The sequence below is a fragment of the Pseudomonas sp. A genome, from assembly GCF_056270345.1.
The window spans coordinates 5,089,194-5,114,017 of sequence record NZ_CM149873.1 but is presented as its reverse complement, the minus strand read 5'-3'; the positions used below and the strand labels follow the sequence as shown (position 1 = coordinate 5,114,017).

Genomic DNA, 24,824 nt, shown 5'->3' with positions numbered 1-24,824 from the left:
TGACGTTTCCGTGATGGCAAAATAACATCTCGCGCTCTTTTTTCGAGGGCCAGGCACTGGATGATGCCTGTGCGTTGTCGGCGGGGGCGAGCTTGCGTGCCTACCTTCGCCCACAGCCTGAAACGCCCCGACATGCTGACCGACAAGGAATGCCCGGTGTACTTGCGCCTGGACTTCGTCATCTGACCGCCTGATTCACGAGACCTGACATGGACGTTCGCCTGTTTGCCTTCCTGGCCCGCCAACGCTCGGCCGCAATTCAGCCCCGCGAGCGCTTCTGCGGGCTGCCCAAGCGTGGCCTGGCCTTCCTGCTGGCCAATGCCATGTTCTGGCAGCCGCTGTGGGCGCAGGCCGCCGAAGGCGTGGTGGTCAGCGGGCCGGGCACCAGCCTCGGCCAGGCGGGCAACGGCGTGCCGATCGTCAACATCGCCGCGCCCAACGGCAGCGGGCTGTCGCACAACCAGTTCAGCGACTACAACGTCGGCCAGCAGGGGCTGATCCTCAACAACGCCACCGAGCGTACCCAGGCCACCCAGCTGGGCGGGATCATCCTTGGCAACCCCAACCTCCACGGCCAGGCGGCCAATGTCATTCTCAACGAGGTCAATGGCGCCAACGCCAGTCAGTTGAGTGGCTATACCGAGGTGGCCGGGCATGCGGCGCGTGTCATCGTCGCCAACCCCCACGGCATCACCTGCGATGGCTGCGGTTTCATCAATACGCCACAGGCCACGCTGAGCACCGGCAAGCCGGTGATCGAGAACGGCCAACTGACCCGTTACCAGGTCGACCAGGGCCACATCGCCATCGAAGGCGCGGGGATCAATGCCAGCAACGTCGACAGCTTCGAGCTGATTGCCCGCAGCACCAAGATCAATGCCGAGATCCAGGCCCGCAACCTGGCCATCGTCGCCGGGCGCAACGATGTCGATGCCCGCACCTTGGCGGCCACCGCGCGTGCTGACGACGGCAGCGCCAAGCCGAGCCTGGCGATCGACTCCAGCGCGCTGGGCGGCATGTATGCCGGCGCGGTCAGGCTGGTCGGCACCGAGGCCGGTGTCGGTGTGCGCCTCGACGGGCGGATGATCGCCAGCGGTGGCGATATCCAGCTCGATGCCAATGGCCAGCTGAGCATGGCCCAGGCCAGCGCCGGGGGCGATGTGCGCATCCGGGCGACCGGTATCGAAACCCAGGGGCCGGTGCATGCCGGCAAGCAACTGCAGGTGGAAAGCCGTGGTGACCTGGTCAACCGTCAGGGGCTGACCGCGGCAGGTTCGGTGCAACTGGACGCGTCAGGCCAACTGAGCAACCTTGGGGGCATTCAGGCCGGCATCCAGGCCGATGGCAGCCGCGCGGCCGACGCCGACCTGAAGATCAGCGCCGGTGCCGTGGACAACCGCAACCAGCGCCTGATCGCCAGCGGTGACCTGACGCTGACCACGGGTGGCCGCCTGGATAACCAGGGCGGCAGCCTCAGCGCCGGGCGCCATGTCGACATCAACGCGGCAACGCTGGACAACCGCGAGCAGGGCAAGGTTGTCGGTGACGGGCGCATGACCCTCACCGGCGGGCAACTGCTCAACAGCGATCGTGGCCAGATCATCAGCCAAGGGGCACTGAATGCCACCTGGGCGCATCTCGACAACCAGGCTGGCGAGCTGTCCAGCCTCGATGCCCTGGCCCTGAACCTCGGTAGCCTGGACAACCGCAATGGCAAGGTCCTGGCCAATCGGGGCATTACCGTCACCAGCCAGGGCCTGGTCGACAACCGGACCGGCCGGATCGCCAGCCAGACCGCCCTCGATCTGACCGCCCAGGCCCTGAACAACGGCCAGGGTGGCCATATCAGCGGCAACCAGGCGGTCAGCGTCAATGTCGGGCGGCTCGACCAGCAAGGCGGCCATCTGAGCAGCGTCACCGAGCTGACCCTCGACCTGAACCAAGGCCGGCTGGACAACCGCGACGGCGAGATCGTCGCCAACCAGCTGCGTCTGCGGCAGATGGCCGATATCGACAACCAGCGTGGCGAGATCTCCAGCAAGGGGGCCTTCACCCTGACGGGTCGCAGCCTCGACAACACCGGTGGCAAGTTCTACAGCGAGCAGGCCCTGACCGTGCGCCTCGACCAGTTGCTCGATAACCTGGATGGCCTGGTCTCGGCCGACGGCCTGGATATCCAGGCCCTGGCGTTGCACAACCAGGGCGGCGTGGTCACCAGCAAGTCCGGCCTGGAGTTGACCACCCGCGCAGCCATCGATAACCAGCATGGCGAGATCTCCAGCACCGGCCACGGCCAGGTAAAGGCGGGCAACCTCGACAACCGTGAGGGTACGGTCACGGGTGGGGCGCTGGAACTGGTGTTCGCCCAGGCACTGGACAATCGCCAAGGTGTGCTGGCTGCCGGCAAGGCACTGACGCTGAACGCCGCCAGCCTCGACAACCGCGAGCAAGGCAAGCTGCTCAGCGATGGCACGCTGACCGCCAAGGTCACCGGCCTGCTGGACAACCAGGCCAAGGGCCTGGTGAATGGCCAGGGTGCCACTGATATCGACGCGGGGCAGTTGGACAACCGTGGTGGCCGGTTGCAGGGCAAGGACCTGCTGACCCTGCATGGCCAGCATTGGGACAACCGCGGCGGCAAGATCGAGGGTGATGGCGCGATTACGCTGACCATCGACCAGCTCGACAACCGTGACCAGGGCCTGGTCAGTGGCCAGGCTGGGGTGCGCTTCAATGGCACCGAGCTGCTCAACCAAATTGGTATCTTCGGCGCTAAGGGCAACCTGGATCTGGTCGCTGCGCACCTGGACAACAGCGGCGGCAGCCTGACCAGCGGTGGTGATCTCGATGGGCAGGTCACGCGCCTGGAACAGCTCGGCGGCAAGCTGTCCGCCGACGGCAAGCTGACCCTCAAGGGCAATTCGCTGGTCAACCGCCAGGGCGCCGTGCTGGGCGCCGGGCAGGGCATGCGCCTGACCGTGGGCAACGTCGACAACCGTGGCGGCGAGCTGTCCGCGGCCAAGGCGCTCAGCCTGACCGGCCAGCACCTGGACAACACCGGTGGCCAGGTCCTGGCCGACACCGACCTGTCGCTGACGGTGGCCGAGGTCATCAACCAGGCCCAGGGCCTGCTGCGCGGCAAGGGCCAACTGACCCTCGACGGCCAGACCCTGGACAACCGCGACGGGCGTGTTTCCGCCGAGCAGGGCGCGCGCCTGCGCCTGGGCCAGGCGCTCGACAACGGCAAGGGGCTGCTGACCAGCGAGGGTGACCTCGATATCGGCGCCGCCAGCCTCGACAACACCGACGCCGAGCTGAGCAGCGCCGGCAAGCTCACCCTGGCAACCACCGGCAAGGTAGACAACCAGCGCGGTTCGATCACCGCCGATGGCACCCTCGACCTGCGTAGCGCCAGCCTGGACAACCGTGCCGGCGAGATCGGCGCCCAGGGGGCCATGGACATCGCCACCGGCACACTGGACAACCGCGACAGTGGTCATGTAGTCGGCAACGATCGCCTGACCATCAAGGCCGGTCAGGTCAACAATGCAGGCAGCGATAGCCGCATCGATAGCGATGGCGCCATGCAGCTGGCCGCCAGCGGTTTCGACCAGCAGGCCGGGCGCCTGCTGAGCAAGACTTCGATCACCCTCGACCTGGGCCAGGGCGCATTGGTCAACCATGGCCTGATCAAGGCTCCGCTGCTGGTGCTGAACAATCTCGGCAGCGTCGACAACCAGCGCGGCGAGATAGTGAGTCCGCAAGGCTTCACGCTGGCCGCCGGTACGCTGGACAACCGCCAGGGCAAGCTGATCAGCGACCAGGATCTGACGGTCCGTATCGCCCAGGTACTGGAGAATACCAAGGGCCTGGTCTCGGCCAAGGGCCTGGACCTGCGCGCCACCCGCGCGGATAACCGCCAAGGCATTCTTGTGGGCGACACCGCCCTGAACATCGACGCCGGCACTTTGGACAACCGCCAGGGCAAGGTCTCCGGCAAAGGCCGTGGTGAGATCCAGGCTGGCACATTGCTCAACACTGCGGGTTCGCTGATCAGTCTGGAGCAGTTGCGGATCAAGGGTGGCGAGCTGGACAACCGTGAGTCAGGGCTGCTCGGCAGCAACGGCGCGCTGACCCTGGACGTCGATCGTATCGACAACCGTGGCGGCGAGATCACCGGCAAGGCCGCCGTCGGCGTGACCGGCACCTCGCTGGACAACAGCGACGGCGGCCTGCTGGTCGCCGGCACCGGCATGGCCCTCGCCTTGCAGGCACTGCTCAACCGCAACAAGGCACGCATCGAGGCCCAGACCGGCCTGACCCTGACCGGCCTGACCCTGGACAACGACGGTGGCCGCCTGACCAGCCAGCGGGACATGACCCTGACCTTGACCGGCGCGGCGCTCAACCGCCTCGGCCTGATCAGCGCCGAGGGCCAGCTGGTGATGGCCGCGCAAAGCCTGGACAACGGCACCGGAAAACTGAACAGTGCCGGCAGCCTGAAGCTGACCACGTCAGGCGCGCTGCTCAACCAGGGTGGCGAGTTGCTGAGCGACGGCGATATCACCCTGGCCAGCGCCAGCCTGGACAACACCGACAAGGGCGTTATTGCCAGCAAGGGCGCGCTGACCATTACCACCGGCCACCTGGACAACAGCCGCCAGGGCAGTATCAGCAGCAACCGCATCCTCGATCTGCACGCCGGCCAACTGGACAACCGCGACGGCGGCCGCGTGGGCAGCCGCGAAGCACTCAGCGCGACGGTTACCGGCCTAGACCAGCAGGGCGGCAAGCTGTTCAGCGACACTTCGGTCCATCTCGACCTGAGCCATGGCCACCTGGACAACCGTGGCGGCCTGATCAACGCCCCGTCGCTGCTGCTGAACAACCTCAAGACCGTGGCCAACCAGGGCGGTGAGATTTCCAGCGCAAAAGCGTTCACCTTCGCTTCCGAGCAACTGGACACCAGCAACGGCCGCTTACTCAGTGACCAGCGCCTGCTGCTGCGGGTCAGCCAGCGCCTGGACAACCTCAAGGGCCTGATCGGCGCCCAGTCGCTGGAGGTTCACGCCGGTGTGCTGGACAACAGCGGCGGCACCCTGAGCAGCCAGAGTGGCTTGCAGGTGACCGTAGATGGCTTGCTGAGCAACCGCGACGGTGGCCGAATCGAAGCCAAGGACGCGCTCACACTCACCAGCAAGGGCCTGGACAACCACGGCGGCAAACTGCTTGGCAGCAGCCTTGCACTGGACCTGCTCGGCGCCGACCTGAACAACGACGCCGGCCTGATCACCACCGCCGGCCCACTGACCCTCGCCAACCTGGCCAAGCTCACCAACCAGGGCGGCGAGATCTCCACCGCCCAGGCCCTGCGCCTGGATGTCAGCGAGCTGGACAACCGTGACGGCAAGCTGATCAGCGAACAGACCCTGGCCATCACCAGCGGCGCCATCGACAACCGCAACGGCCTGGTTTCGGGCTGGCAGGGGCTGACCGTTACCGGCCAGAACCTGGACAACCGCCAGCAAGGCACGCTGTCGAGTCGTTCCGGCGCCGTGCAGGCGACCGTGGCCGGCGCCCTGCGCAACAGTGACGGCGGCGCGCTGGTCGCCCAGCAGCGCCTGGAGGTCAAGGCCGACAGCCTGGACAACAGCGCCAAGGGCATCCTGTCCAGCGGCAGCGGCCAGCAGCTGACCATCACGGGGGCACTGGATAACCATGAAGGCGGCCTGATCGATGCCGGTGAAAAGCTGGTCATCAGCGCAGGTTCCCTCGACAACCACGGCGGTCGTGTGGCCACCCGCCAGGACCTGGGCCTGAACGCCGCGAGCCTGAACAACAACGACGGCAACCTCGCCGCCCAGGGCGCCCTGACCCTCGATCTGCTCGCCGACCTGCTCAACCGCAAGGGCACGCTGTTCGCCGGCAAGGACCTGCTGATCCAGCGCGCCGGCCTGGTCGACAATCAGGCTGGCCAGATCGCCAGCCAGGGCCTGCTCAAGGTGCTGGCCGGCGGCATCGACAACAGCCAGCGCGGCACCCTGGCCGCCAATGGCGCGCTCGTGCTCAACAGCAGCGGGGCGCTCAGCAACACGGGCGATGGCCTGATCTACAGCCAGCAGGGCGACGTAGGCCTGCAGGCGGCCAGCCTGAACAACACCAAGGGCACCGTGCAGGCCAAGGGCGCGATCAGCGTGCAGGCCAACGGCGTGCTCGACAACCAGGGCGGCAAGCTGATCGCCCAGGACGGCGCGCTGAGCGTGACCGCCGATACCCTCGACAACCGCGGCGGCATCCTTGCCAGCCTCAAGCAGTCGCTGGGCGTGCGCACCACCGGTGTGCTGCGTAACGGCAGCGATGCCAATGGCCAGCGCGGCGTTCTCCAGGCACTGGGCCTCGATCTGCAGAGCGCCAATCTGGACAACCACGGCGGGCGCATCGCGGCGCTGGGCGGTGATGCGCTGATTCGCACCGGGCAGTTGGACAACCGTGACGGCGGCATCTCCGCCAGTGGCCTGCTCAAGGTCACCGGCACCAACCTGCTCAACGGTGGCGACGCGCGCGGCGAGATGGTCGGCCAGCGTATCGACATCGGACTGAGCAGCGCCCTGGACAACCGCGGCGGCATCATCGAAAGCGCCAGCACCCTGGCCATCGCAGCCGCCAGCCTGGACAACCAGGCGGGGAAACTGCGTGCCCTGGGCAACAGCGGCACAACGCGATTCCAGATTGGCGGGGTGCTGGATAACCGAAACGGAACCGTAGAAACCGCCAACACCGATCTTGCCCTGGTCATCGGCGATCTGGTGAACACCGGGGGCAGCATCGCACACGTCGGCAATGGCGATTTCGGTGTCAGCAGCCAGCAGGTCATGGCGGCGGGAGGTCGCCTGTTGACGCATGGCACCCTGAATCTCAGTGCCGACAGCTGGGTCAACAGCAGCGTGCTGCAAGCCGGCACGCTCAACCTCAATGTCAACAACTTCAGCCAGACCTCGAGCGGGCAGTTGCTGGCGACCAAGGCGTTGCTGGGCACGGGCGGCAACTGGCTCAATGACGGGTTGATTGCCAGCGATGGCACATTGAACCTGACCTTGGGTGGTGCCTATTCGGGCAACGGCCGATTGACCAGCCTGGGGAACATGACCCTGACTGCGGCGCAGATGAGCCTGGGCACCGCCACAAGCATCGCGGGTGGCGACAGCATTGTGGTCAACATCGGCGACCAGCTGAGCAACCTTGGGCGCTTGTCGGCGGCCAATGACCTGACGATCAACGCGGGCAGCCTGTCCAACTACGGTGCATTGGCGGCGTCGCGCAACCTGAACTTGATCGCCCAGTCCGTCCACAACGACCAGGCTGCCGACGGAAGTCGAGGCTTGCTGTTCAGTGGGCGGGACATGACGATTAGCACCGCCGATTTCAGCAATCGCTACGCGGATGTGTACAGCCTGGGCAATCTGCTGGTTGCCGGCGTCACCGCGGGCAGCACTGCGGCAACCTTCCTCAACAGCTCCGGCACTGTCGAGGCGGCCGGTGACATCAACCTGCAGGCATCCAGTTTCGTCAACAAACGCGACAAGTTCAGGGCCAGCCACCAGATCACCGATGGCTACATGACCATCTACTGCGTCCAGCATTGCAAGGGATCGCGGTGGGTGAGGGGCCCGGTGCATATCTACAAGACCCTCGAGACCGTGATTCACGAGGACTCGCCCACGGCAACCCTGGTTTCCGGGCGTGACCTGACCATTGGCGCAGGCAGTGTGCTCAATGCTCGAAGCGTCATCTCGGCGGCCAACGATCTCACCATCACTGCCGGCAGCATTGACAACGAGGGCGAGCGTTCCAGGTCGGGAACCGTTGCAAGGGAAGTGGGGCCTGGGGTCAAGGTTCCCACGGGCTATTTCTTCCAGTTGATCAACGAAGTAAACGCCTACAACCAGGCCCACCCACGTTCCGGGCCGTTCGACGAAGCCGCCTTCAACACATTGGTCGCGAAGTTCGACCCCGGGGTATTTTACGGCATCGATGCAGAGCCCGTGGTCCAGCCGGATCAGAAGTTCATCGCTCCAGCGGTCATCCAGGCCGCCGGGACGGCCAAGCTCACTGCCGCAGGCAGCATCAGCAATATCGTTGTGAACAGGGCGGCAGCGGCTACCAGCAATCGCTCGTTCGATACCCAGGTATCCAGCGTGACGCAGCCCACGGTGGTCAACCTGAATGCGCAGTTGCCACCTGATCTGGCCCAGCGACAGGTCGATCCCACCACCCTGCCAGGCTTCAGCCTGCCAGCCGGGCAGAATGGCCTGTTCCGCCTGAGTGGCAAAGGCAGCGATGCAGCCACTGGCACCGCCCAGCGCTGGACATTGGGCAACGCCACTGTCACCTCGCATGAGCGTGAGGTGCTGGCCAGTTCCCGACCGGGCTCGATCCAGGCAATGGATGCGTCCGCGTCCAGAGGAAGTGAGCAGGCAATCGATCGCGTTGCCCACCAGCGTGTCGAGTCGGCTGCCAAGGCCAGTGTCATCGGGGTCAATGCGCCTGCGGGCGAGGTCGTGGATACCTACGTTCCCCCACCGAGCGCAGGTGCGCAGTCCGCCGAGCTGGTGGCGCAGGAGCCGGGTATCGGCGTTCGCCCCTGGATTGCGGGCGTCACTCGCCTGCCGGATAACCTGTACACGAGCAAGCCGCACAAGTATCTGATCGAAACCAATCCGGTGCTGACCGACCTCAAGCAGTTCATGAGCTCCGATTACCTGCTTGGCAACCTGGGCTTCGATCCGGACAAGAGCTGGAAGCGTCTGGGTGACGGCTTCTACGAGCAACGCCTGATCCAGCAGGCGGTGGTGGCTCGCACCGGCCAGCAGTTCATCGATGGCCAGACCTCCGGCGAGCAGCTGTACAAGCACCTGATGGACAATGCCATCCGCAGCAAAGACCAGCTCAACCTGAGCCTGGGTGTCGGTTTGACCTCCGCCCAGGTCGCGGCGTTGACCCACGACATCGTCTGGCTCGAAGCACGCGAGATCAATGGTGAGCAGGTACTCGCGCCAGTGCTGTACCTGGCCCATGCCAATGGCCGACTGGCGCCTGACGGTGCGTTGATCGCGGGGCAGGACGTCCAGTTGATCGCCGGGGAGAATCTCGACAACGTAGGCACGCTGCGTGCCACGCGCAACCTCAGCGCCACCGCCGGCAAGGACCTGACCAACACCGGCCTGGTCCAGGCCGGCGAGCGCCTGGACCTGCTGGCCGGCAACAGCCTGGTCAACAGTGCCGGTGGCATCGTCTCCGGTCGTGACGTCAGCCTGACCGCCATCAACGGTGACCTGATCAACCGACGCGACCTCACGCGCACGGACATCGTTTACGGCGGCGTGCGTGAGCAGAAGGATTATCTTGAAAGCGCCGCGCGTATCGAGGCCGGCAACAGCCTCAGCCTCAAGGCCGGGCAGGACATCAAGAACGTCGCCAGCGTGATCCAGAGCGGCGGCGACTTGTCGCTCAGTGCTGGTCGTGATGTGAGCCTGCTGTCGGTCGAAGAACGTCAAGGCTTCTACACCGATCGCCAGCGCAGCAGCACGGTGCAGCAGCACGGCGCCACGGTCAGCGCCGGCCGCGACCTGAGCCTCGGCGCCGGCCGCGACCTCACCGCCGTGGCCAGCCAGATCGACGCGGGCCGCAACCTTACCCTGGCCGCCGGCGAGGACCTGAACCTGACCTCCGCCGCCAACGAAGCCCACAGCTTCAGCCGCAGCAAGAAGGTCACCCAGTCCAATGACCAGGTCACCCAGGTCTCGACCACGGTCAAGGCCGGTGGCGACGTCTCGCTGTCCGCAGGCCAGGACATGGCCATCGTCGCCAGCCAGGTCAAGGGCAAGGGCGCTGTCGATATCGACGCCGAACGCGACCTGACCATCGCCTCCGAGCAGAACGAAAGCGCTTCGTACTACCTGAAGAAGAGCAAGGGCTCGTTCGGTCGCAGCAGCTCCAAGCAGCAGGAGAGCTACCACAGCACCAACGTCGCCTCGGTGATCGAGGCCGGTGGCGACCTGACCGTCAACGTCAGCAAGAAGGACGGCGGCGGCATCGCCCTGGACGGTGGCCGCGATGTCTCGGTGATCGGCAGCCAGCTCAAGGCCGGCGGCGATGTCATGCTCGGTGCAACCGGCGATGTGGCGGTGCTGTCCGGCGTCGAGGAGCACGGCGAGTACAGCAAGAAGACCAAGTCCGGCTTCCTGGGCCTGTCGAAGAGCGGCAAGAGCCAGCTGCAGACCCGCGCCACGCAGGTCGGCAGCGAGCTGGATGCCGGCAACGACATCGTCATCGCCGCAGGCAGCGATGTGCGCCTGCGCGCCAGTGAGGCCAATGCCGGCAAGGACGTCGAGCTGCGTGCGGGGTTGATCGACAAGGCGGGTGACATCAACCTGGTGTCGGCCAATGACACTGCCTATAGCCGGTCGGAGGAATACAAGAAGAAGTTCAAACTGTCGCTTTCCCCCGAGATCATCCTGAACCCGGCAGCGCTGATGATGCCGATCGCACCGGGCACGGTCCTGCCATCGGTGTCGATCGGTTCGGCCAAGGCTTCCGGGCAGGAGGCTCGCAGCAGCACCAGCGTCGGCAGTCAGGTGAGTGGTGAGCATGACGCCACCCTGCAGGCGGCTCGCGATATCAACGTGCTGGGCAGCGGTGTCAGCGCCGGGCGCAACGTCAGCCTCAACGCCGGGCGCGATGTAAATGTCAGCGCCGCGCAGAACCAGAGCGACAACTCGCACTGGTCGAGTTCGAGCAAGACAGGCCTGCGTTTCGACAGTGACGACAACGGCATGAACTTCTTCGCCGGTGTCGAGAAGGAGAAGGCCAAGGACCGTCTGCGCGAGCAGCTGGCTGCTGGTAGTCGCATCCAGGCGGGGCAGGATCTGGATGTCAAGGCCGGTCGCGACATCAACCAGACTGGCTCCGACCTGGTGGCCGGACATGACATCAGCCTGGGCGCCGGTCGCGATATCAACATCGACGCGGGACGCGAAACCCGTATCCAGGAACAGGAGCGTGAGTACGAGGGGCACGGTATCAGTGGCTCGGTCAATCATAACCTGGGCAAGACCAAGGACGCGCTGAGCAACACCGGCAAGGGCGAGAATGGGGTGAGCAAGGGCTCCAGCGCCCTGCAGACCCTGGATGCGATCAGTCAATTCCTCGCCGGCCCGACCGGTGACGGCAAGATCGGCAGCAGCAAGCAGACCAGCAGCCAGCAAAGTGTCGAACAGAACAACCGCCCCTCGACGCTGGACGCTGGCACCGATGTGAAGCTGCAGGCGGGCAACGACGTCAATATCAAGGGCAGCCAGGTGCAGGCCGGGCGGGATATCGACGTCAAGGCGCGCGATATCAACATCGATGTGGCCAAGGGCAGCAGCAGCCAGGAAAGCAACCGGTCGCAGAGCTGGGGGGGCATCCACGGCGGTACCAGCGGTGGCTTCAAAGTTGGTATTGGTGGCAGTCACGGTACTGCGGGTGCCGATGGCACCCAGGGCAATTCGACGCCGAGCCAGCTCGACGCGGGGCGCGATATCAAGCTCGACGCCAGCCACGACCTGAACATCGTCGGCTCGCAGGTCAAGGCAGGGCGTGACATCGACCTGGCTGCGGGCAATGACCTGAACATCCGCGCCGCGCAGAACGACTCGCACTACGAGCAGAACCGCCGCAGCGGCGGAGGTGAAGTCGGCCTGGCGTTCGGCTCGGAAGGGGTAGGTATCTATGCCAGCGTCAACCTTGGCAAGGGTGCGCTGGAGCGCGATGCCCAGCGTCACCAGGAGGCCTATGTCTACGCGGGCGACCAGCTGAAGTTCAGCAGCGGCAAGGACACCAACATCCAGGGTGCCCAGGTGCGCGGGGACGAAGTCATAGGCCGTGTGGGGGGCGACCTGAACGTGGCCTCGGCCATTGACACCGGCAAGGTCAAGGGCAAGGAGTTCGACCTGAGTGCCACCGTCACCATCGGCCCGGGCTCGGGTATCAGTGGCTCGGTCGGCAAAGGCAAGACCACGGGTGAAACCGAGTGGGTGGAGAACCAGACCCGCATCAGCGCTCGGGACAAGGTCGATATCCGTACCGAGAACCACACCCAGCTCGATGGTGCCCTGATCGCCTCCGACAACGGCAACCTCAAGCTCGACACCGGCACGTTGGGGCACCGTGATATCGCGGGCAAGGACCAGGAGCATGGTTACTACCTGAATGTCGGTGGCAGCTGGAAGCCGGTCAAGAATGCCAAGGACGAGAAGAGTGCAACCGTCAGTGGCTGGGAGTACGAGAAAGACCGCGAGCAGATTGTCCGTGCCACCGTTGGTGCCGGCGACATCACAGTGCGCGGGGATGCCGCCACCGGCCAGGACTCCACGGTCGGGCTGAATCGGGACCTGGACAAGGCTTACCAGATCACTCGAGACCACGAGTCGCGCACCGACCTCTACATCAGTGACACGGCGGTCAACGATGCGCTTCACCCAGTAGCCACGGTGAACAGGTGGTCCAACGAGCTTCGCAATTACGATAAGACTGCGCTGAAGAACCTTGAGCAGGCCGGCAATGTCGTCAATGTTCTGGTCAATCGCTTCGAGCGCCTTCAAGGGCGTCAGTTGGATGCAGGTGCCGTGGCCATTGGCGGGGTGAAGCTCGCAGAGGACACCTATGAAGCCCTGCTGATGGCGAACTTCAAGCCTGATGAAGCCAAGGCGCTCATGCGCACGCCGAGTTTCCAGCAGGAGGTGCTGGCACGCCTGAACCAGATCGAACATGTGTTCGATAAGCACGAGGAGTCGACGAACGAGCTTGCCCGTCTGTGGGGGGCGATTGAGCTTGACCCTACGCCGATCACTGAACGTCGTGGTCCGGTGCAGATGGCGCTGACCTATAGCTCGCAAATCAATGAGTATCTGGATGCAGATCCGGAGCGAGGTCAGAAACTGGCTCTGGCTCTGGCGATGATCCAGGGCCCCAAGGCGGTTATACAGCTGGCGGTGTCGACAGCGATTGGGCAGACGGAGCTCGGTCAAGACCTCAATGAACAGTACGATCGTGCCATGACCCGAGTCGGCACGATGCTTGCCGAGCATATGGAAGGCGGCGGTGTTGTCCTGAATGGGGAGTCTGACAGCGACAAATTCCTGGTGGGGGGCGGCAAGCTCATCAGCAGCATGATTCTGGGTGTTGCCTCGGGGCGCAAAGGGAGTGGTGGGCATGAGGCCAAAAAGCCAACGACTACTCCTGTGGAGTTGCCAGGGGGCGGGAAGGGTGTCATTAATGGTGCGAAAGATGTTGCAAGCTTCCCGGAAGGCATCAGCTTTAATCCAAATCTCAAAAAACATCTGAGTGGTTTCGATGGCTTGAGCCAGAAAAGTGGTATTAGTGGAACCCATAATCTGGAAGCGTTTACTAAGGCGGCATCTTCAAACGGTATAAAAATATTGAGTGAATCGCCGACTTCTGTTAATGGAATTACAAATTTTGTATATCAGATACCGGCTTATGATCGGGCGGGGAATGTGGTTGGGTATAAAGCAAAGGAATTTACTAAAACTGTTTATGATCCGAAAATATTTTCTGACCAAAAAATTCTTGATCTTGGGCAGCAGGCGGCGGCCAGTGGATACAAAGATGCTTTGTCGAAGGGTGTGACCCAGTTTGATGCTACTGCCGGCGGCGTTAGCTTCAGGGTCTATCTTGACAGAGCTACAGGGGCAGTTACTAACTTCCATCCTCAGTGAGGTTGATGTGAAAGAACTATTTGGGCAGCCATACTCTGATTCTGATCCTTACTGGGTTGTGAAAGGGTACTTTGATCGAATGTATCACGATGGTAACTTTATAAGGTCTATTGAGTTGTTGGTGGAGAGATGGGGCTTCAGTGTGGATGGTGCGTACTGTAACTTCCCTGATCTGAATAGTTTTTTTGAAGAAGAGCACTTTGAAGGCGTTGAATTTGCTTATGGTTATCCACCGAGAAATGAAGACACAGTAATTGTGAGTGAGGGGGTTTGCTCTGAGTATATGCGGGTGGCGTGTGATAAGTATGTGGGCCTTCATCCGGAGGATGCCGCAAAAGTGAAAGATATTCTGAGTCGGCTTTCTTTTTGATGAGTTATGAATTAGAGCGAAAAATGAGAAAAAAGTGGGGTATTTTTCTACTCTAATTTCGGTCTCTTTAGATGAAGAGTTCTAGCGGCCATGCAGGACCGAAAAAGGGGGTAGAACTATTTTTCCTGCTCTAGTTCCGATCCTGTAGTGGAGAAGGGGTCGAACAGTCATGCAGGGCAGTTCGAAACTAGAGTATAGAAAATAAATCTGTCCCCTTTTGCGTGATATGAAAATCACAACGCCGTAGCAGCTTCCACCTGCGCTGCAACCCGGAAGAACTATTGAATGATGTGGATATGATTGTTCGAGAAATTGGGCGGGCTGAGCCTGTGCAGGTATTTGGGATTTACTGGGTAGGGAATGAGCGCTTTTACTGGGTTATTCCCTATGAAGGTTACGGTGGTCTTATGACACTTAGTGATAGAGAGGTCAATATTGTTGACTCTACCTTGTCAGGTGATCTCATCATCTGCAAAGCAGGGGATGGGGGAGACATGATTCTGCACTGGGCAGCCGAAGATCTGATTGAAAAACTTGCGGAGCGCGATCCGCAAGCGATGGCCGAGTTTTTGAGACGCATAGAAACCTGATGATGCAAAAGGAGCTAGAGAAGTAGAAAAGTTCTGGTGTTGCCAGGGGCGGGAAGGGTGTCATTAATGGTGTGAAAGGTAATAATGTAGCTGAGGCTTTAACTAGTGTTGCCCAGAAACAGCTCGATAAAAAACAAACATGCCTCCGATTTTAGTGTGGTGACTACTAAAAAATCCAGAGGCGCTGGCTCAGTATGAGGTAGCCATCAAAAGTTACATGGTATCCACTTCTGCGACTCGGCTAGGTATATATAGTTTTGTAAGGCGGCGAAAAAGGGGGGCGGCGAAAAAGGGGACACGAAAAAGGGGACAGATTTATTTTTCCTGCTCTAGTTCCGACCCTGTAGTGGAGAAGGGGTCGAACAGTCATGCAGGGCAGGTCGAATCTAGAGTATAGAAAATAAATCTGTCCCCTTTTGCGAAATTAGAGTATGAATAATAAATCTGTCCCCTTTTTGCAAAATACTGTGCCACCTAAGCGATGAGAGTGTATTTATGATTAATGAAGCCGATTTGGCAGAGCTGGATTCAACAGTGCTTACAGGTGTGACAGTTGGGGTTGGCTCGCAAGTTTTGATATTAGGGAGTGGTGCGACCGTGCTAATACAGTGTCCCTTTGTAAGTGAAATACAAGGGCGGAAACAACAGGGGCACGGTGAGGATGTGAAAACCAGTGAGTTATTTTTTGATTATCTGAATTGCCAGGTGACAAGTGCTTCGCTTGAGGAGGGGGTTCTGGTGTTGGAGTTTGAGGGAGAGAAGTCATTGAGGGTAATCCCTGAGTGTAACGGGCTTGAGTCCTATGTGATCTCTACTCGCCTTGGTATTTGTCCTGTTGCAGTAGTTTAATGGTCTAAAAGCGACTGCGACACCACGTATGCCACTGGCTGGTCCTACTGAAAACTGGAAAACCTTTGTTAATGATGAAAGGCAGATTCAACTGGATGCAGGTGCTAGCCAACGCCTAGATCAAGTTATTAATGAAACTCTATCAAGGCTGAAAGGGGACGGTTTTTTTTCCTGCTCTAGTTTCGATCCTGTAGTGGGGAGGGGGTCGAACAGTCATGCAGGGCAGGTCGAAACTAGAGTATAGAAAATAAATCTGTCCCCTTTTGCGAGAGGGCATTATGGAAAAGGCTGAGTTGATTCGTGCTTTGATTAAGGCGGGCAGGGCGGGCGATCTTCTCGCTTTCGTCGAGGGGGAGTCTCCGTACCTGACCGATGCTTCACAGGGGGTACCGGAATCACCTTGGCTGAGAAGAATCTGGGTGCTTGTTGTAACGCATCTCAGATTTGTCACGCGGTATGGAGAGGTGACGAAGTCTCAGATCGCTGATGGCCAAGTGCTATCACACTACCCAGCAGAGTTTCAGCTGTGGTTGGCTGCAGGTGCACCGGGTATAGCACTCGAGGATTTGCAGGCCTATGTAAGAGAGCATCCATTTGAATGACGGATCTGTAACAATTGTGGGAAATAAATCAATCCCCTTTGCCCTTTGGCAGCATTGCTGACCCACTAAAGCTTCAGGCGCTTCTGGAAGGTGTTTGACCGTATGCTGCGCGGAATAGGTTTATGGCATCTCAAAGATGCCAAATGCTGGTGTGGATATTAGCACCGGTATCAGGTTGTATGTTATGTCTCTGGGGTGGTTGTTTAAGTGGTTCTGCATAGCGGTGACACGCTTCGATAGACCAGATAGTGGAAAAGCAGAATGCCAAAATTCTTGTGTAGGTGTGGGTGTATCATGAATTTGTCACATGGCTGGTCAGATCATGAGATGACACTGATGCCTGAATCTGTTATCGAGGCGGTTGGAGAACGTCTGGATGTCGAATCAATGTCCTCGGATAAATTTTATGAGGCAATTGAGCCTAGGGCTGTTACGGTTTATCGTTGCCCCCAGTGCAAACGACTCCACTTGGAAGAAGGTAAAAATCAATTTACGGTTTATGTGGTTGAGTAACGCAAATATAGAAGGCGTTGTACGATATTATTTTTAATCTGGTTTCTGCTGGTGCCTGGCCAGGATGGCAGCGAAATCAGGCCCCTATCGGAGAGAACGTGGAGCGCTACACCGGAGGCATCGAAATTAGAATCTAGAGAATAAACCTGTGCCCTTTTGATCGGTGTTTGGCGACGGGACGATGTTTCTCTTAAAAATCTTCGAAAATTGCGTGGTGACATGGCCTACGGGGAGCCAGTAATGAGCCTTGATCAGCAATGGGAGCCTGGCTTCGGTACTATATACACGTGGTTGGCCATGGATAGAGCTGGTCGAATTGCGGTCATGGTGAACAATTGTTTTGGTGGTATTCCAAAAGTGCTCTTGGCGCTGAGCGGAGCAGAGGAAATGCTGGACGCCATCAGTGAATTCATGTGGGAGGAGTCTAAGGTCTTTCGGTCGTACCCACCTTTGAAGAAAGGTGGCTTTACGGTGGACTTGTATTCGGCATGGCGCTGGCAAGGAAGAGACAAGGCTTTCGTTCTGGATGAGATGTTGCGTGATCTCGAAGAGCGAGGAATCTACAGTGAAGCCAGCCTTGCCTTTAACAAAGGATTCTTTGTCTATCACGCAGTCGAAGGTTCCCGTGAGGGAGAGGACTTCCCCGTTGGGTTTGATGGCCCTACGAGTATGGGAGACTACTTCAGGTTTCTGGTGCCAGGGGAGTATGCATCGATTGAAGAATTTCCAGAGAGCCTGAGAGCAGGAATTGTCGTCTCTCAAACCTTGGATTTCGATTCGAAACACGTGCTGAGTGGGAACAGTATCAATGAGTATTTTTGCGATCTGTATAGGTGCTAGGCCTGGCTAAAGTGTGTTCGCTACACGATTTTTAGCCTGCGAAGAGCAATGGGGTGGCCCTGCGGTTTCTGATTGAACACCTGGCAACCTCTGTCAGTCCCACGCTGTGTACCTACTTGTCCACAGCAGGAGGCTTACCCCATGAGCACATACGACTGGGACTTGATCGAACGCTTGCTGCACGAAGTGCAGAACGGCGCCGGTCACAGTTTCACGCCACGCCCCTATGCCGAGCAGCATGCCGCCGCGCTGGCCGCCGATGGCGAGGCGCCGGGCAATCTGAACAAGCTCAAGGCCCAGGCCTGCGAGTACGAAAAGATCCTCTTGGAGCGGAGTTTCATCGAGAGACGGCCTGAAGCGGAAGGCGGCAATGGCGAGAATTTCGTCCTCAGTCCGCGCGGCTCGCGCCTGCTCAGCCTGATTGACAGCAGCATTCCGGGCTTCGAACACCCACGCCAGGTGCTCGATGAACAGGCTGATGCGCTGGACGAAGCCACCTTCGAGCACGTCTCGGCCAAGGCGCAGATCGCTGGCGGATCAATTTAGACTGGCATCGCCAAGGCCGGTCCCCCGATAATCGGGATCCATTCTCACTGCCGAGCCTTGCCATGCCGTTCAACCTGCAGAGGGGCCGCCCATGACCGCGGTCCGCAAGAACCCCGACGCCTTCGCCTTCCAGGTCATGCTGGGGCTGTGCCTGATCTGGGGCTGCCAGCAGGTGCTGATCAAATCCGCTGCCGTGGACATTGCACCGGTCATGCAGGCGGCGTTTCGCAATGGCATCGCCGCGCTGCTGGTGGGGCTGCTGGTCTGCTGGCGGGGTGGCTGGAGCCAGGTGGGCAGCACCTGGCGCGCCGGGTTACTGGCCGGCGCGCTGTTCGGCCTCGAGTTCCTGTTCATCGCCGAGGGGCTGAAGCTGACCTCGGCGGCGCACATGTCGGTGTTCCTCTACACCGCGCCGATCTTCACCGCCCTGGGGCTGCATTTCATGATGCCCAGCGAACGGCTGCGGCTGTTGCAGTGGCTGGGCATCCTGCTGGCCTTCGGGGGGATTGCCCTGGCCTTCGCCGGCGGGGTTTCCCTCGAACACCTCGATGGACGCATGTTGCTGGGCGATGCCATGGCGATCCTGGCAGGCCTGGCCTGGGGCGCGACCACGGTGGTGGTGCGCGGCTCGCGCCTGTCCGAGGCGCCGGCGACCCTGACCCTGTTCTACCAGCTGGCGGTGGGGTTTGTCGGGCTGGTGCTGATCGCCCTGGTGAGCGGGCAGATCGCCGATTTCTCGCTGACCCCGCTGGCGGTGGGCAGTGTGCTGTTCCAGGGGATCGTGGTGTCGTTCGTCAGCTACCTGACCTGGTTCTGGTTGCTGCGCAAATACCTGGCCTCGAACCTGGCGGTGTTTTCCTTCATCACGCCGTTGTTCGGGGTGACCTTCGGCGTGCTGCTGCTGGATGAGCCGCTGAGCCTGAACTTCGTGATCGGCGCGGTGATGGTGCTGCTCGGGGTGGTCATGGTCAGCGCCGAGGCGTGGGTGCGGCAGCAGTTGCGCAAGCTGGTGGGATGAGAGGGTAGACGCGCCGGCCCCTGGCGCGTTCCACCACGTCCACGGCTTTTGCTACGTAGGCTGCATCTCCTGTCTCCAATGCGTCAGCCATGAACTGTGCGATGGTTTCCGGAGAAGCCAGATAGGCGGCAGCGTCGAATTCATGGAACGTTTCAGTCATTTTGCGTCCTCTGCGAGTGCTGGAGAATGTAGCCAATGAAACGTTGCCGAGAGAGGCACAAATGATTTCGATCTGTTGCTGAACTGAACCCACCATCACCCGGCAGTACGGGCATTTGAGTGGCAATCCTGCAGGTAATGACCTCCTGTCACGGCCAGCACTCCGGCCACGGCCAACCCTGCCGCTGCCAACACCAATGCTGGCTGTAATCCACCACTGAAATGACTGCTCAACGCCGCCAGCAACGGCCCGCTCAACTGCCCCAGGGCAAAGCACGCAGTCAGCAGCCCGGCATTGCGCTGCGTGGCATGGGGCGCCAGCTCTCGCGAGCGCTGCATCACCAGTTGCATGCAGGCCAGGAACGGCCCGCCGCACAGCAGCACGCCCAATGCCAGGCCGATACCGCCACCGAGCAGGCAGGCCAGTACGCCGAGCCCTTGCAGCCACAGGGTGGTGGTCAGCCAGGCAGAGGTCCGCCCCGGGCGGCGCTGGCTGACGATGGCCACGCCGAGCGCCGATGCCAATCCGAACGCGGGCCAGAACAGGTCGGCCTGCCACTGTCCGAGGAACTGCTGGCTGGCCATCTGCGACAGGAAGGTGGCTGGCAGGATGTAGCCGATCCCGTAGAGCGCATAAACCAGGCCCAGGCGTCCGATGCCGGTGCCACGGCCTTGTTCGTTGACGGCCGCAGGCGTGGCGGTGGGTTCCAGCGCTCGTGGCAGCCATGGCAGCACTGCTAGCAGCATGACCAGCGCGGCGACGCCATAGACCAGCCACAGGGCTGCCGAATCCAGCCCCAGCAGGTGCGCGCCCAGGGCCAGCACGCCCGTCACCGCGATGCCGACGCCGGGCCCGGCGAACACTAGTGCGCCGAGGCGCTGTCGGCCATGGGCGCTGGCCAGTTGCTGGCTGAGGCTGGCAATCATCACCAGCACCCAGGCGCTGGCCACGCCAGTGCCGAAACGCAGCAGCAGGTGGCTCCAGAAACCGTCGGCGGCCCACGAGGCCAGGGTCAGCAGCACGCACAGCCACAACCCCCCATGTAGACGCAGGCGCACCTGGGCCGGCCGGCGGGCGAACATGGCGTCGACCGCGCCGAGGAAGTAGCCCAGGTAGTTGGCGGCGGCGACCAGGCCGCCGGTGGTGAGGTCGAACTGGCCCTCGGCGATCAGTCGGGGCAGTTGCGGGGTGAGGGCGAAGCGGCCGATGCCCATTGCCATCATCAGCGCCACGGCGCTGGCCAGCAGTTGTACGAAGGGCGACATGGAAAGTCTCCTGCACGAAGTGATGCGATGGATGGCAGGGTAGGGTTCATTGACTTTCAATAAAATTGAATAATGATGATCAAGTTGTTCTGTTTTGGAGAATCCTATGGAGTTCAGCCAACTGCGCATCTTCCAGGCCGTGGCCGAGGAGGGCTCGGTGACCCGCGCCGCCGAGCGATTGCACCGCGTGCCGTCGAACCTGTCGACGCGCCTGCGCCAGCTTGAGGAGCAACTGGGGGTGGAGCTGTTCCTGCGCGAGCGCCAGCGCTTGCAGCTGTCGCCGGCCGGCAAGGTGCTGCTGGACTACGCCCACCGGCTGTCCAACCTGCGTGACGAGGCGTTGGCCGCGGTGCAGGGCGGCCAGCCGGCGGGGGACTTCGTGCTGGGCACCATGTACAGCACGGCGGCTATCCACTTGCCGGCGTTGCTGGCGCGCTACCACCAGGCCTACCCGGCGGTGAACCTGCAGGTGCAGGCGGCGCCCAGTGCCGAGCTGCTGGAAGGGGTGCTCAGCCATCGGCTGGACGCGGCGCTGGTGGACGGCCCGCTCAATCTGGCAGGGCTGGATGGCGTGCCGTTGTGCGAGGAGACCCTGGTGCTGATCACCAGCCCCGAGCACCCGGCGGTGCACAGCGCCAGGGATGTCGCCGGCAAGGCGGTGTTCACCTTCCGCCAGGGCTGCTCGTACCGCATGCGTCTGGAAGCCTGGTACGCCCATGCCCACACGCCCATGGGGCGGGTCATGGAGATCGAGTCGTACCAGAGCATGCTGGCCTGCGTGATCGCCGGGGCCGGGGTGGCGTTGATGGCGCAGTCCATGCTCGACAGCCTGCCGGGCCGCGAGCAGGTGCGGGCGCATCGGCTGCAGGCACCGTTCGACCAGGCGATGACCTGGCTGATGTGGCGCCAGGGCAAACGCGGGGCGAATCTGCAGGCCTGGATCGACTTGCAACAAAGCGAAACGATTGACCGACTGTCGGAAGCTGCCGTCTGCGCTTGATCCGGGTCAGAATCGGCCCTATGTGTAGGAACAGAGGCATGCGCAATACAGGACATCGGGCTATGATCTGTATGACGCACCGCAGGATCGATTGACCAAGAGGCTGACCCGTCAAGGGGGCATTATGAACGAACGCATGTATAACTGGCTCCACGACCTCGCCGTCGCCTTGGGCTTGCTCCCGCCACCGTTGCAGCCGGTGCCGATCCCGACCGACGAAGAACAGCGCAAGCGCCAGCCGCGTCGGCGCTGACAACTGACAAAAAGGCCGCCGCATCCGAGTGATGCGGCGGCCTTTTGCGTTTTACCGGCTTGAACCTCTCATCCCTGTAGGAGCGGCCTTGTGCCGCGAAAGGGCCGCAAAGCGGCCCCGTCGGATTCAGCGCTTAGCCGAGACAGGGGCCGCTACGCAGCCCTTTCGCGGCACAAGGCCGCTCCTACAGGGGATGGTGTGGAAGTGGCCTCAGGCCAGGTTCACCGTCGCCACTGGCTTGCGCGAAGCCAGGCTGACCACCACGAAGCTCACCAGGCCGATCGCCAGGCTGTAGTAGATCGGCGTGTTGGCCTCCAGGCCGTCCTTGAACATGAACAGCAGTGCGGTACCGAAGCCCAGCGTCATGCTGGCGATGGCCCCCGCGGTGGTCGCGCGCTTCCAGAAGATCGCGCCGATCAGCGGGATCAGCATGCCGCCAACCAACAGGTTGTAGGCCAGGGTCAGGGCGCTGATCACATCGTTCACCGCCAGGGCGATACCCAGCACCACCAGGCCGGTGAGCAGGGTGAACAGGCGGTTGATGCCCAGGCTCGACTGCTTGCCGCCGCGCAGCTTGGGCAGCAGGTCTTCGGTCAGGGTGGTCGAGGCGGCCAGCAGGCCCGCGCTGGCGGTGGACATCATCGCGGCCAGGGCGGCGGCCATCAGCAGGCCACGGATGCCTTCGGGCAGTTGGCCCTTGATCATCTCGGCGAAGGCGTTGTTCGGGTTGGCCAGGTCCGGCATCAGTACATGGGCGGCCATGCCGATCAGGGCGCAGGCCAGGCCGTACAGCACGCAGTAGATACCGGCGGTGGTGCCGGCGCGCTGGCAGACCTTCTCGTCACGGGCGGTGAACACCCGCTGCCAGATGTCCTGGCCGATCAGGATGCCGAAGAAGTAGATCAGGAAGTAGGTGATGATGGTGTCCCAGCCGATGGTGGTCCAGCTGAAGCTGGCCGCCGGCAGCTTGGCCACCAGGGCGTCCCAGCCGCCGGCCTTGTACAGGCACACCGGCAGCAGGATGAACATCAGGCCCACGGTCTTGATCACGAACTGGACGATGTCGGTCAGGGTCAGCGACCACATGCCGCCGATGGTCGAGTACACCACCACCACGCCGCCGCCGAACAGCAGGGCCATCCAGAACGGCACGTCGAGCAGCACCTGCAGTACGGTGCCCATGGCCAGGGTCGAGGTCACCGCGATCATCAGCGCGTAGGCGAGCATGATCGCCGCGCTGGCCTGGCGGGCCATCGGGTTGTAGCGGCGCTCCAGCACCTGGGTGACGGTGAAGATCTTCAGGCGCAGCAGCGGCTTGGCCAGGAACAGGTTGAGGGCGATGATCCCCAGGCCCAGGGCGGCGCACAGCCAGAAGCCGGAAATGCCATGGACGTAGCCCAGGCGCACGGTGCCGACGGTGGAGGCGCCGCCGAGCACGGTGGTGGCCATGGTGCCCATGTACAGGGTCGGGCCGAGGTTGCGCCCGGCCACCAGGTAGTCTTCGTGGGTCTTCGCGCGCCGCATGCCGTACCAGCCGAGGGCGAGCATGCCGGCGGCATAGATCAGTACAACGATGATGTCCAAGGCCATTGGGGGTCTCCCGATTATCTTTATTATGGCGAGATCGGCCGTCTGGACGCTGCAAGGCGCCCGGCGGTCCTGTCATGTGTTGGCGGGCCTCTATGGCCCTCCCGAATGGCTCCTGCCGGGGTCAAGCAATCGCTTGCAGCGCAATGCCCTGTGTGTAGGAGCGGCCTTGTGCCGCGAAAGGGCTGCAAGGCAGCCCCGGCGTTCTCTGCGAAAACGCTGAAAACCGGGGGCGCTGTGCGCCCCTTTCGCGGCACAAGGCCGCTCCTACAAAGGGCGGTGCTTGACGGCTAGCGACGTACCACGCCCGGCAGCACGCAGAGCATTTCGAACAGCAGGTTGGCGCCCAGCAGCGAGGTGTTGCCGGTGGTGTCGTAGGGTGGGGAGACTTCGACCAGGTCGCAGCCGATCAGGTCCAGGCCGTGGCAGCCGCGGATGATCTCCATCGCCTGGATGGTGGTCAAGCCGCCGATTTCCGGGGTGCCGGTACCGGGCGCCCAGGCCGGGTCGATGCCGTCGATGTCGAACGACAGGTACACCGGGCCGCCACCGACTTTCTCGCGCACTTCGGCCATCAGCGGCTCCAGCGACTTGTGCCAGCACTCTTCGGCCTGGACCACACGGAAGCCCTGGCGACGGCTCCAGTTGAAGTCGTCGGCGGTGTAGCCCTGCGCGCGCAGGCCGATCTGCACCACGCGGTCGCAATCGAGCAGGCCTTCTTCCACGGCGCGGCGGAAGGTGGTGCCGTGGGCGATTTTCTCGCCGAACATGTGGTCGTTGACGTCGGCGTGGGCGTCGATGTGCACCAGGCCGATCTTGCCGTGCTTCTTGTGCAGGGCGCGCAGGATCGGCAGGGTGATGGTGTGGTCGCCGCCCAGGGTCAGCGGGATGACATTGTGCTCGACGATCTCGTCGTAGGCCTCTTCGATGATGCGCACGGCGTCCAGCAGGTTGAAGGTGTTGATCGCCACGTCACCGATGTCGGCCACCGACAGCGAGTCGAACGGGGCGGCGCCGGTGGCCATGTTGTACGGGCGGATCATCACCGATTCGGCGCGGATCTGCCGCGGGCCGAAGCGGGTACCCGAGCGCAGCGAGGTGCCGATGTCCAGGGGCACGCCGATGAACGCGGCGTCGAGCCCTTCGGCGCTCTGCAGGTGGGGGAGACGGAGCATGGTGGCGATGCCGCCGAAACGCGGCATTTCGTTGCCGCCCAGTGGTTGGTGGAGAATCTTGTCCACGGTGGGCCTCATCAGTCGGTCGATTGTTCTGTTTGTTCGAACCTGTGCCGCCGCGCGCCTCGTTGCTATGGTCATGTCGGCGGGCAGGGACATTTCGCCGCAGTCTGCGCAAGGTAGTGCCCGGGAAGAATCGCTACCGACAAAAACTTACTTCAGGAATTTCTGAACTATCGGTGTGCGGCCGGGTTAGACTCTGGCCATTTCCAGCCCAC

The 24,824-nt window shown here is 61.9% G+C and carries 14 protein-coding genes and 1 pseudogene; 11 read left to right on the top strand and 4 right to left on the bottom strand.

Going from position 1 to position 24,824, the window contains the following annotated elements; genetic code table 11:
- The first annotated feature begins 209 nt into the window (after positions 1-209).
- The 9 genes from AC0MAZ_RS22775 to AC0MAZ_RS22735 all read left to right on the top strand — a co-directional run bounded on the left by AC0MAZ_RS22775 (position 210) and on the right by AC0MAZ_RS22735 (position 19,106).
- Complete coding sequence (locus AC0MAZ_RS22775) at positions 210-13,778, top strand: hemagglutinin repeat-containing protein (RefSeq protein ID WP_475859257.1); 13,569 nt, start codon at positions 210-212, stop codon at positions 13,776-13,778.
- 7 nt (positions 13,779-13,785) lie between these two features.
- On the top strand, positions 13,786-14,148 hold the full coding sequence (cdiI, locus tag AC0MAZ_RS22770) for a ribonuclease toxin immunity protein CdiI (RefSeq protein ID WP_475859256.1): 363 nt from the start codon (positions 13,786-13,788) through the stop codon (positions 14,146-14,148).
- A gap of 290 nt (positions 14,149-14,438) precedes the next feature.
- Positions 14,439-14,738: a hypothetical protein gene (locus AC0MAZ_RS22765; RefSeq protein WP_475861484.1), complete on the top strand. Its 300-nt coding sequence runs from the start codon at positions 14,439-14,441 to the stop codon at positions 14,736-14,738.
- A 495-nt stretch (positions 14,739-15,233) separates the two neighbouring features.
- Positions 15,234-15,587, top strand: a complete 354-nt coding sequence (locus AC0MAZ_RS22760; protein ID WP_475859254.1) for a hypothetical protein — start codon at positions 15,234-15,236, stop codon at positions 15,585-15,587.
- Positions 15,588-15,865: 278 nt separating this feature from the next.
- Positions 15,866-16,189, top strand: coding sequence for a hypothetical protein (locus AC0MAZ_RS22755; RefSeq protein ID WP_475859253.1), 324 nt, complete (start codon positions 15,866-15,868; stop codon positions 16,187-16,189).
- Between the two features lie 294 nt (positions 16,190-16,483).
- A complete protein-coding gene (locus tag AC0MAZ_RS22750) occupies positions 16,484-16,702 on the top strand; it encodes a hypothetical protein (RefSeq protein WP_475859252.1) in 219 nt (72 codons plus the stop codon).
- Between the two features lie 240 nt (positions 16,703-16,942).
- Entirely contained in the window at positions 16,943-17,542 is a 600-nt protein-coding gene (locus tag AC0MAZ_RS22745; RefSeq protein ID WP_475859250.1) for a hypothetical protein, read from the top strand.
- Between the two features lie 141 nt (positions 17,543-17,683).
- On the top strand, positions 17,684-18,088 hold the full coding sequence (locus tag AC0MAZ_RS22740) for a transcriptional regulator (RefSeq protein ID WP_475859247.1): 405 nt from the start codon (positions 17,684-17,686) through the stop codon (positions 18,086-18,088).
- A gap of 91 nt (positions 18,089-18,179) precedes the next feature.
- Positions 18,180-19,106: a DMT family transporter gene (locus AC0MAZ_RS22735; RefSeq protein WP_186600156.1), complete on the top strand. Its 927-nt coding sequence runs from the start codon at positions 18,180-18,182 to the stop codon at positions 19,104-19,106.
- A gap of 16 nt (positions 19,107-19,122) precedes the next feature.
- Here the strand turns inward: AC0MAZ_RS22735 and AC0MAZ_RS22730 are convergent.
- Both AC0MAZ_RS22730 and AC0MAZ_RS22725 read right to left on the bottom strand, forming a co-directional pair.
- Positions 19,123-19,266 (bottom strand): annotated as a pseudogene (locus tag AC0MAZ_RS22730) (helix-turn-helix domain-containing transcriptional regulator); the annotation flags it as partial.
- Positions 19,267-19,361: 95 nt separating this feature from the next.
- Entirely contained in the window at positions 19,362-20,531 is a 1,170-nt protein-coding gene (locus AC0MAZ_RS22725) for an MFS transporter (protein ID WP_475859245.1), read from the bottom strand.
- A 106-nt stretch (positions 20,532-20,637) separates the two neighbouring features.
- Between AC0MAZ_RS22725 and ptrR the strand changes: the two genes are divergently transcribed.
- Positions 20,638-21,531: a putrescine utilization regulator PtrR gene (ptrR, locus tag AC0MAZ_RS22720; RefSeq protein WP_203651486.1), complete on the top strand. Its 894-nt coding sequence runs from the start codon at positions 20,638-20,640 to the stop codon at positions 21,529-21,531.
- Positions 21,532-21,655: 124 nt separating this feature from the next.
- On the top strand, positions 21,656-21,784 hold the full coding sequence (locus tag AC0MAZ_RS22715) for a PA1414 family protein (RefSeq protein WP_256206021.1): 129 nt from the start codon (positions 21,656-21,658) through the stop codon (positions 21,782-21,784).
- Positions 21,785-21,994: 210 nt separating this feature from the next.
- Here AC0MAZ_RS22715 and AC0MAZ_RS22710 read toward each other — a convergent pair whose 3' ends face one another.
- Together AC0MAZ_RS22710 and speB are read right to left on the bottom strand one after the other, a co-directional pair.
- The gene (locus AC0MAZ_RS22710) at positions 21,995-23,374 is read right to left on the bottom strand and encodes a sodium:solute symporter family protein (RefSeq protein ID WP_475859244.1); all 1,380 of its coding nucleotides are present in this window, start codon (positions 23,372-23,374) and stop codon (positions 21,995-21,997) included.
- Between the two features lie 287 nt (positions 23,375-23,661).
- Positions 23,662-24,612: an agmatinase gene (speB, locus tag AC0MAZ_RS22705; protein ID WP_062574808.1), complete on the bottom strand. Its 951-nt coding sequence runs from the start codon at positions 24,610-24,612 to the stop codon at positions 23,662-23,664.
- Positions 24,613-24,824 lie beyond the last annotated feature (212 nt).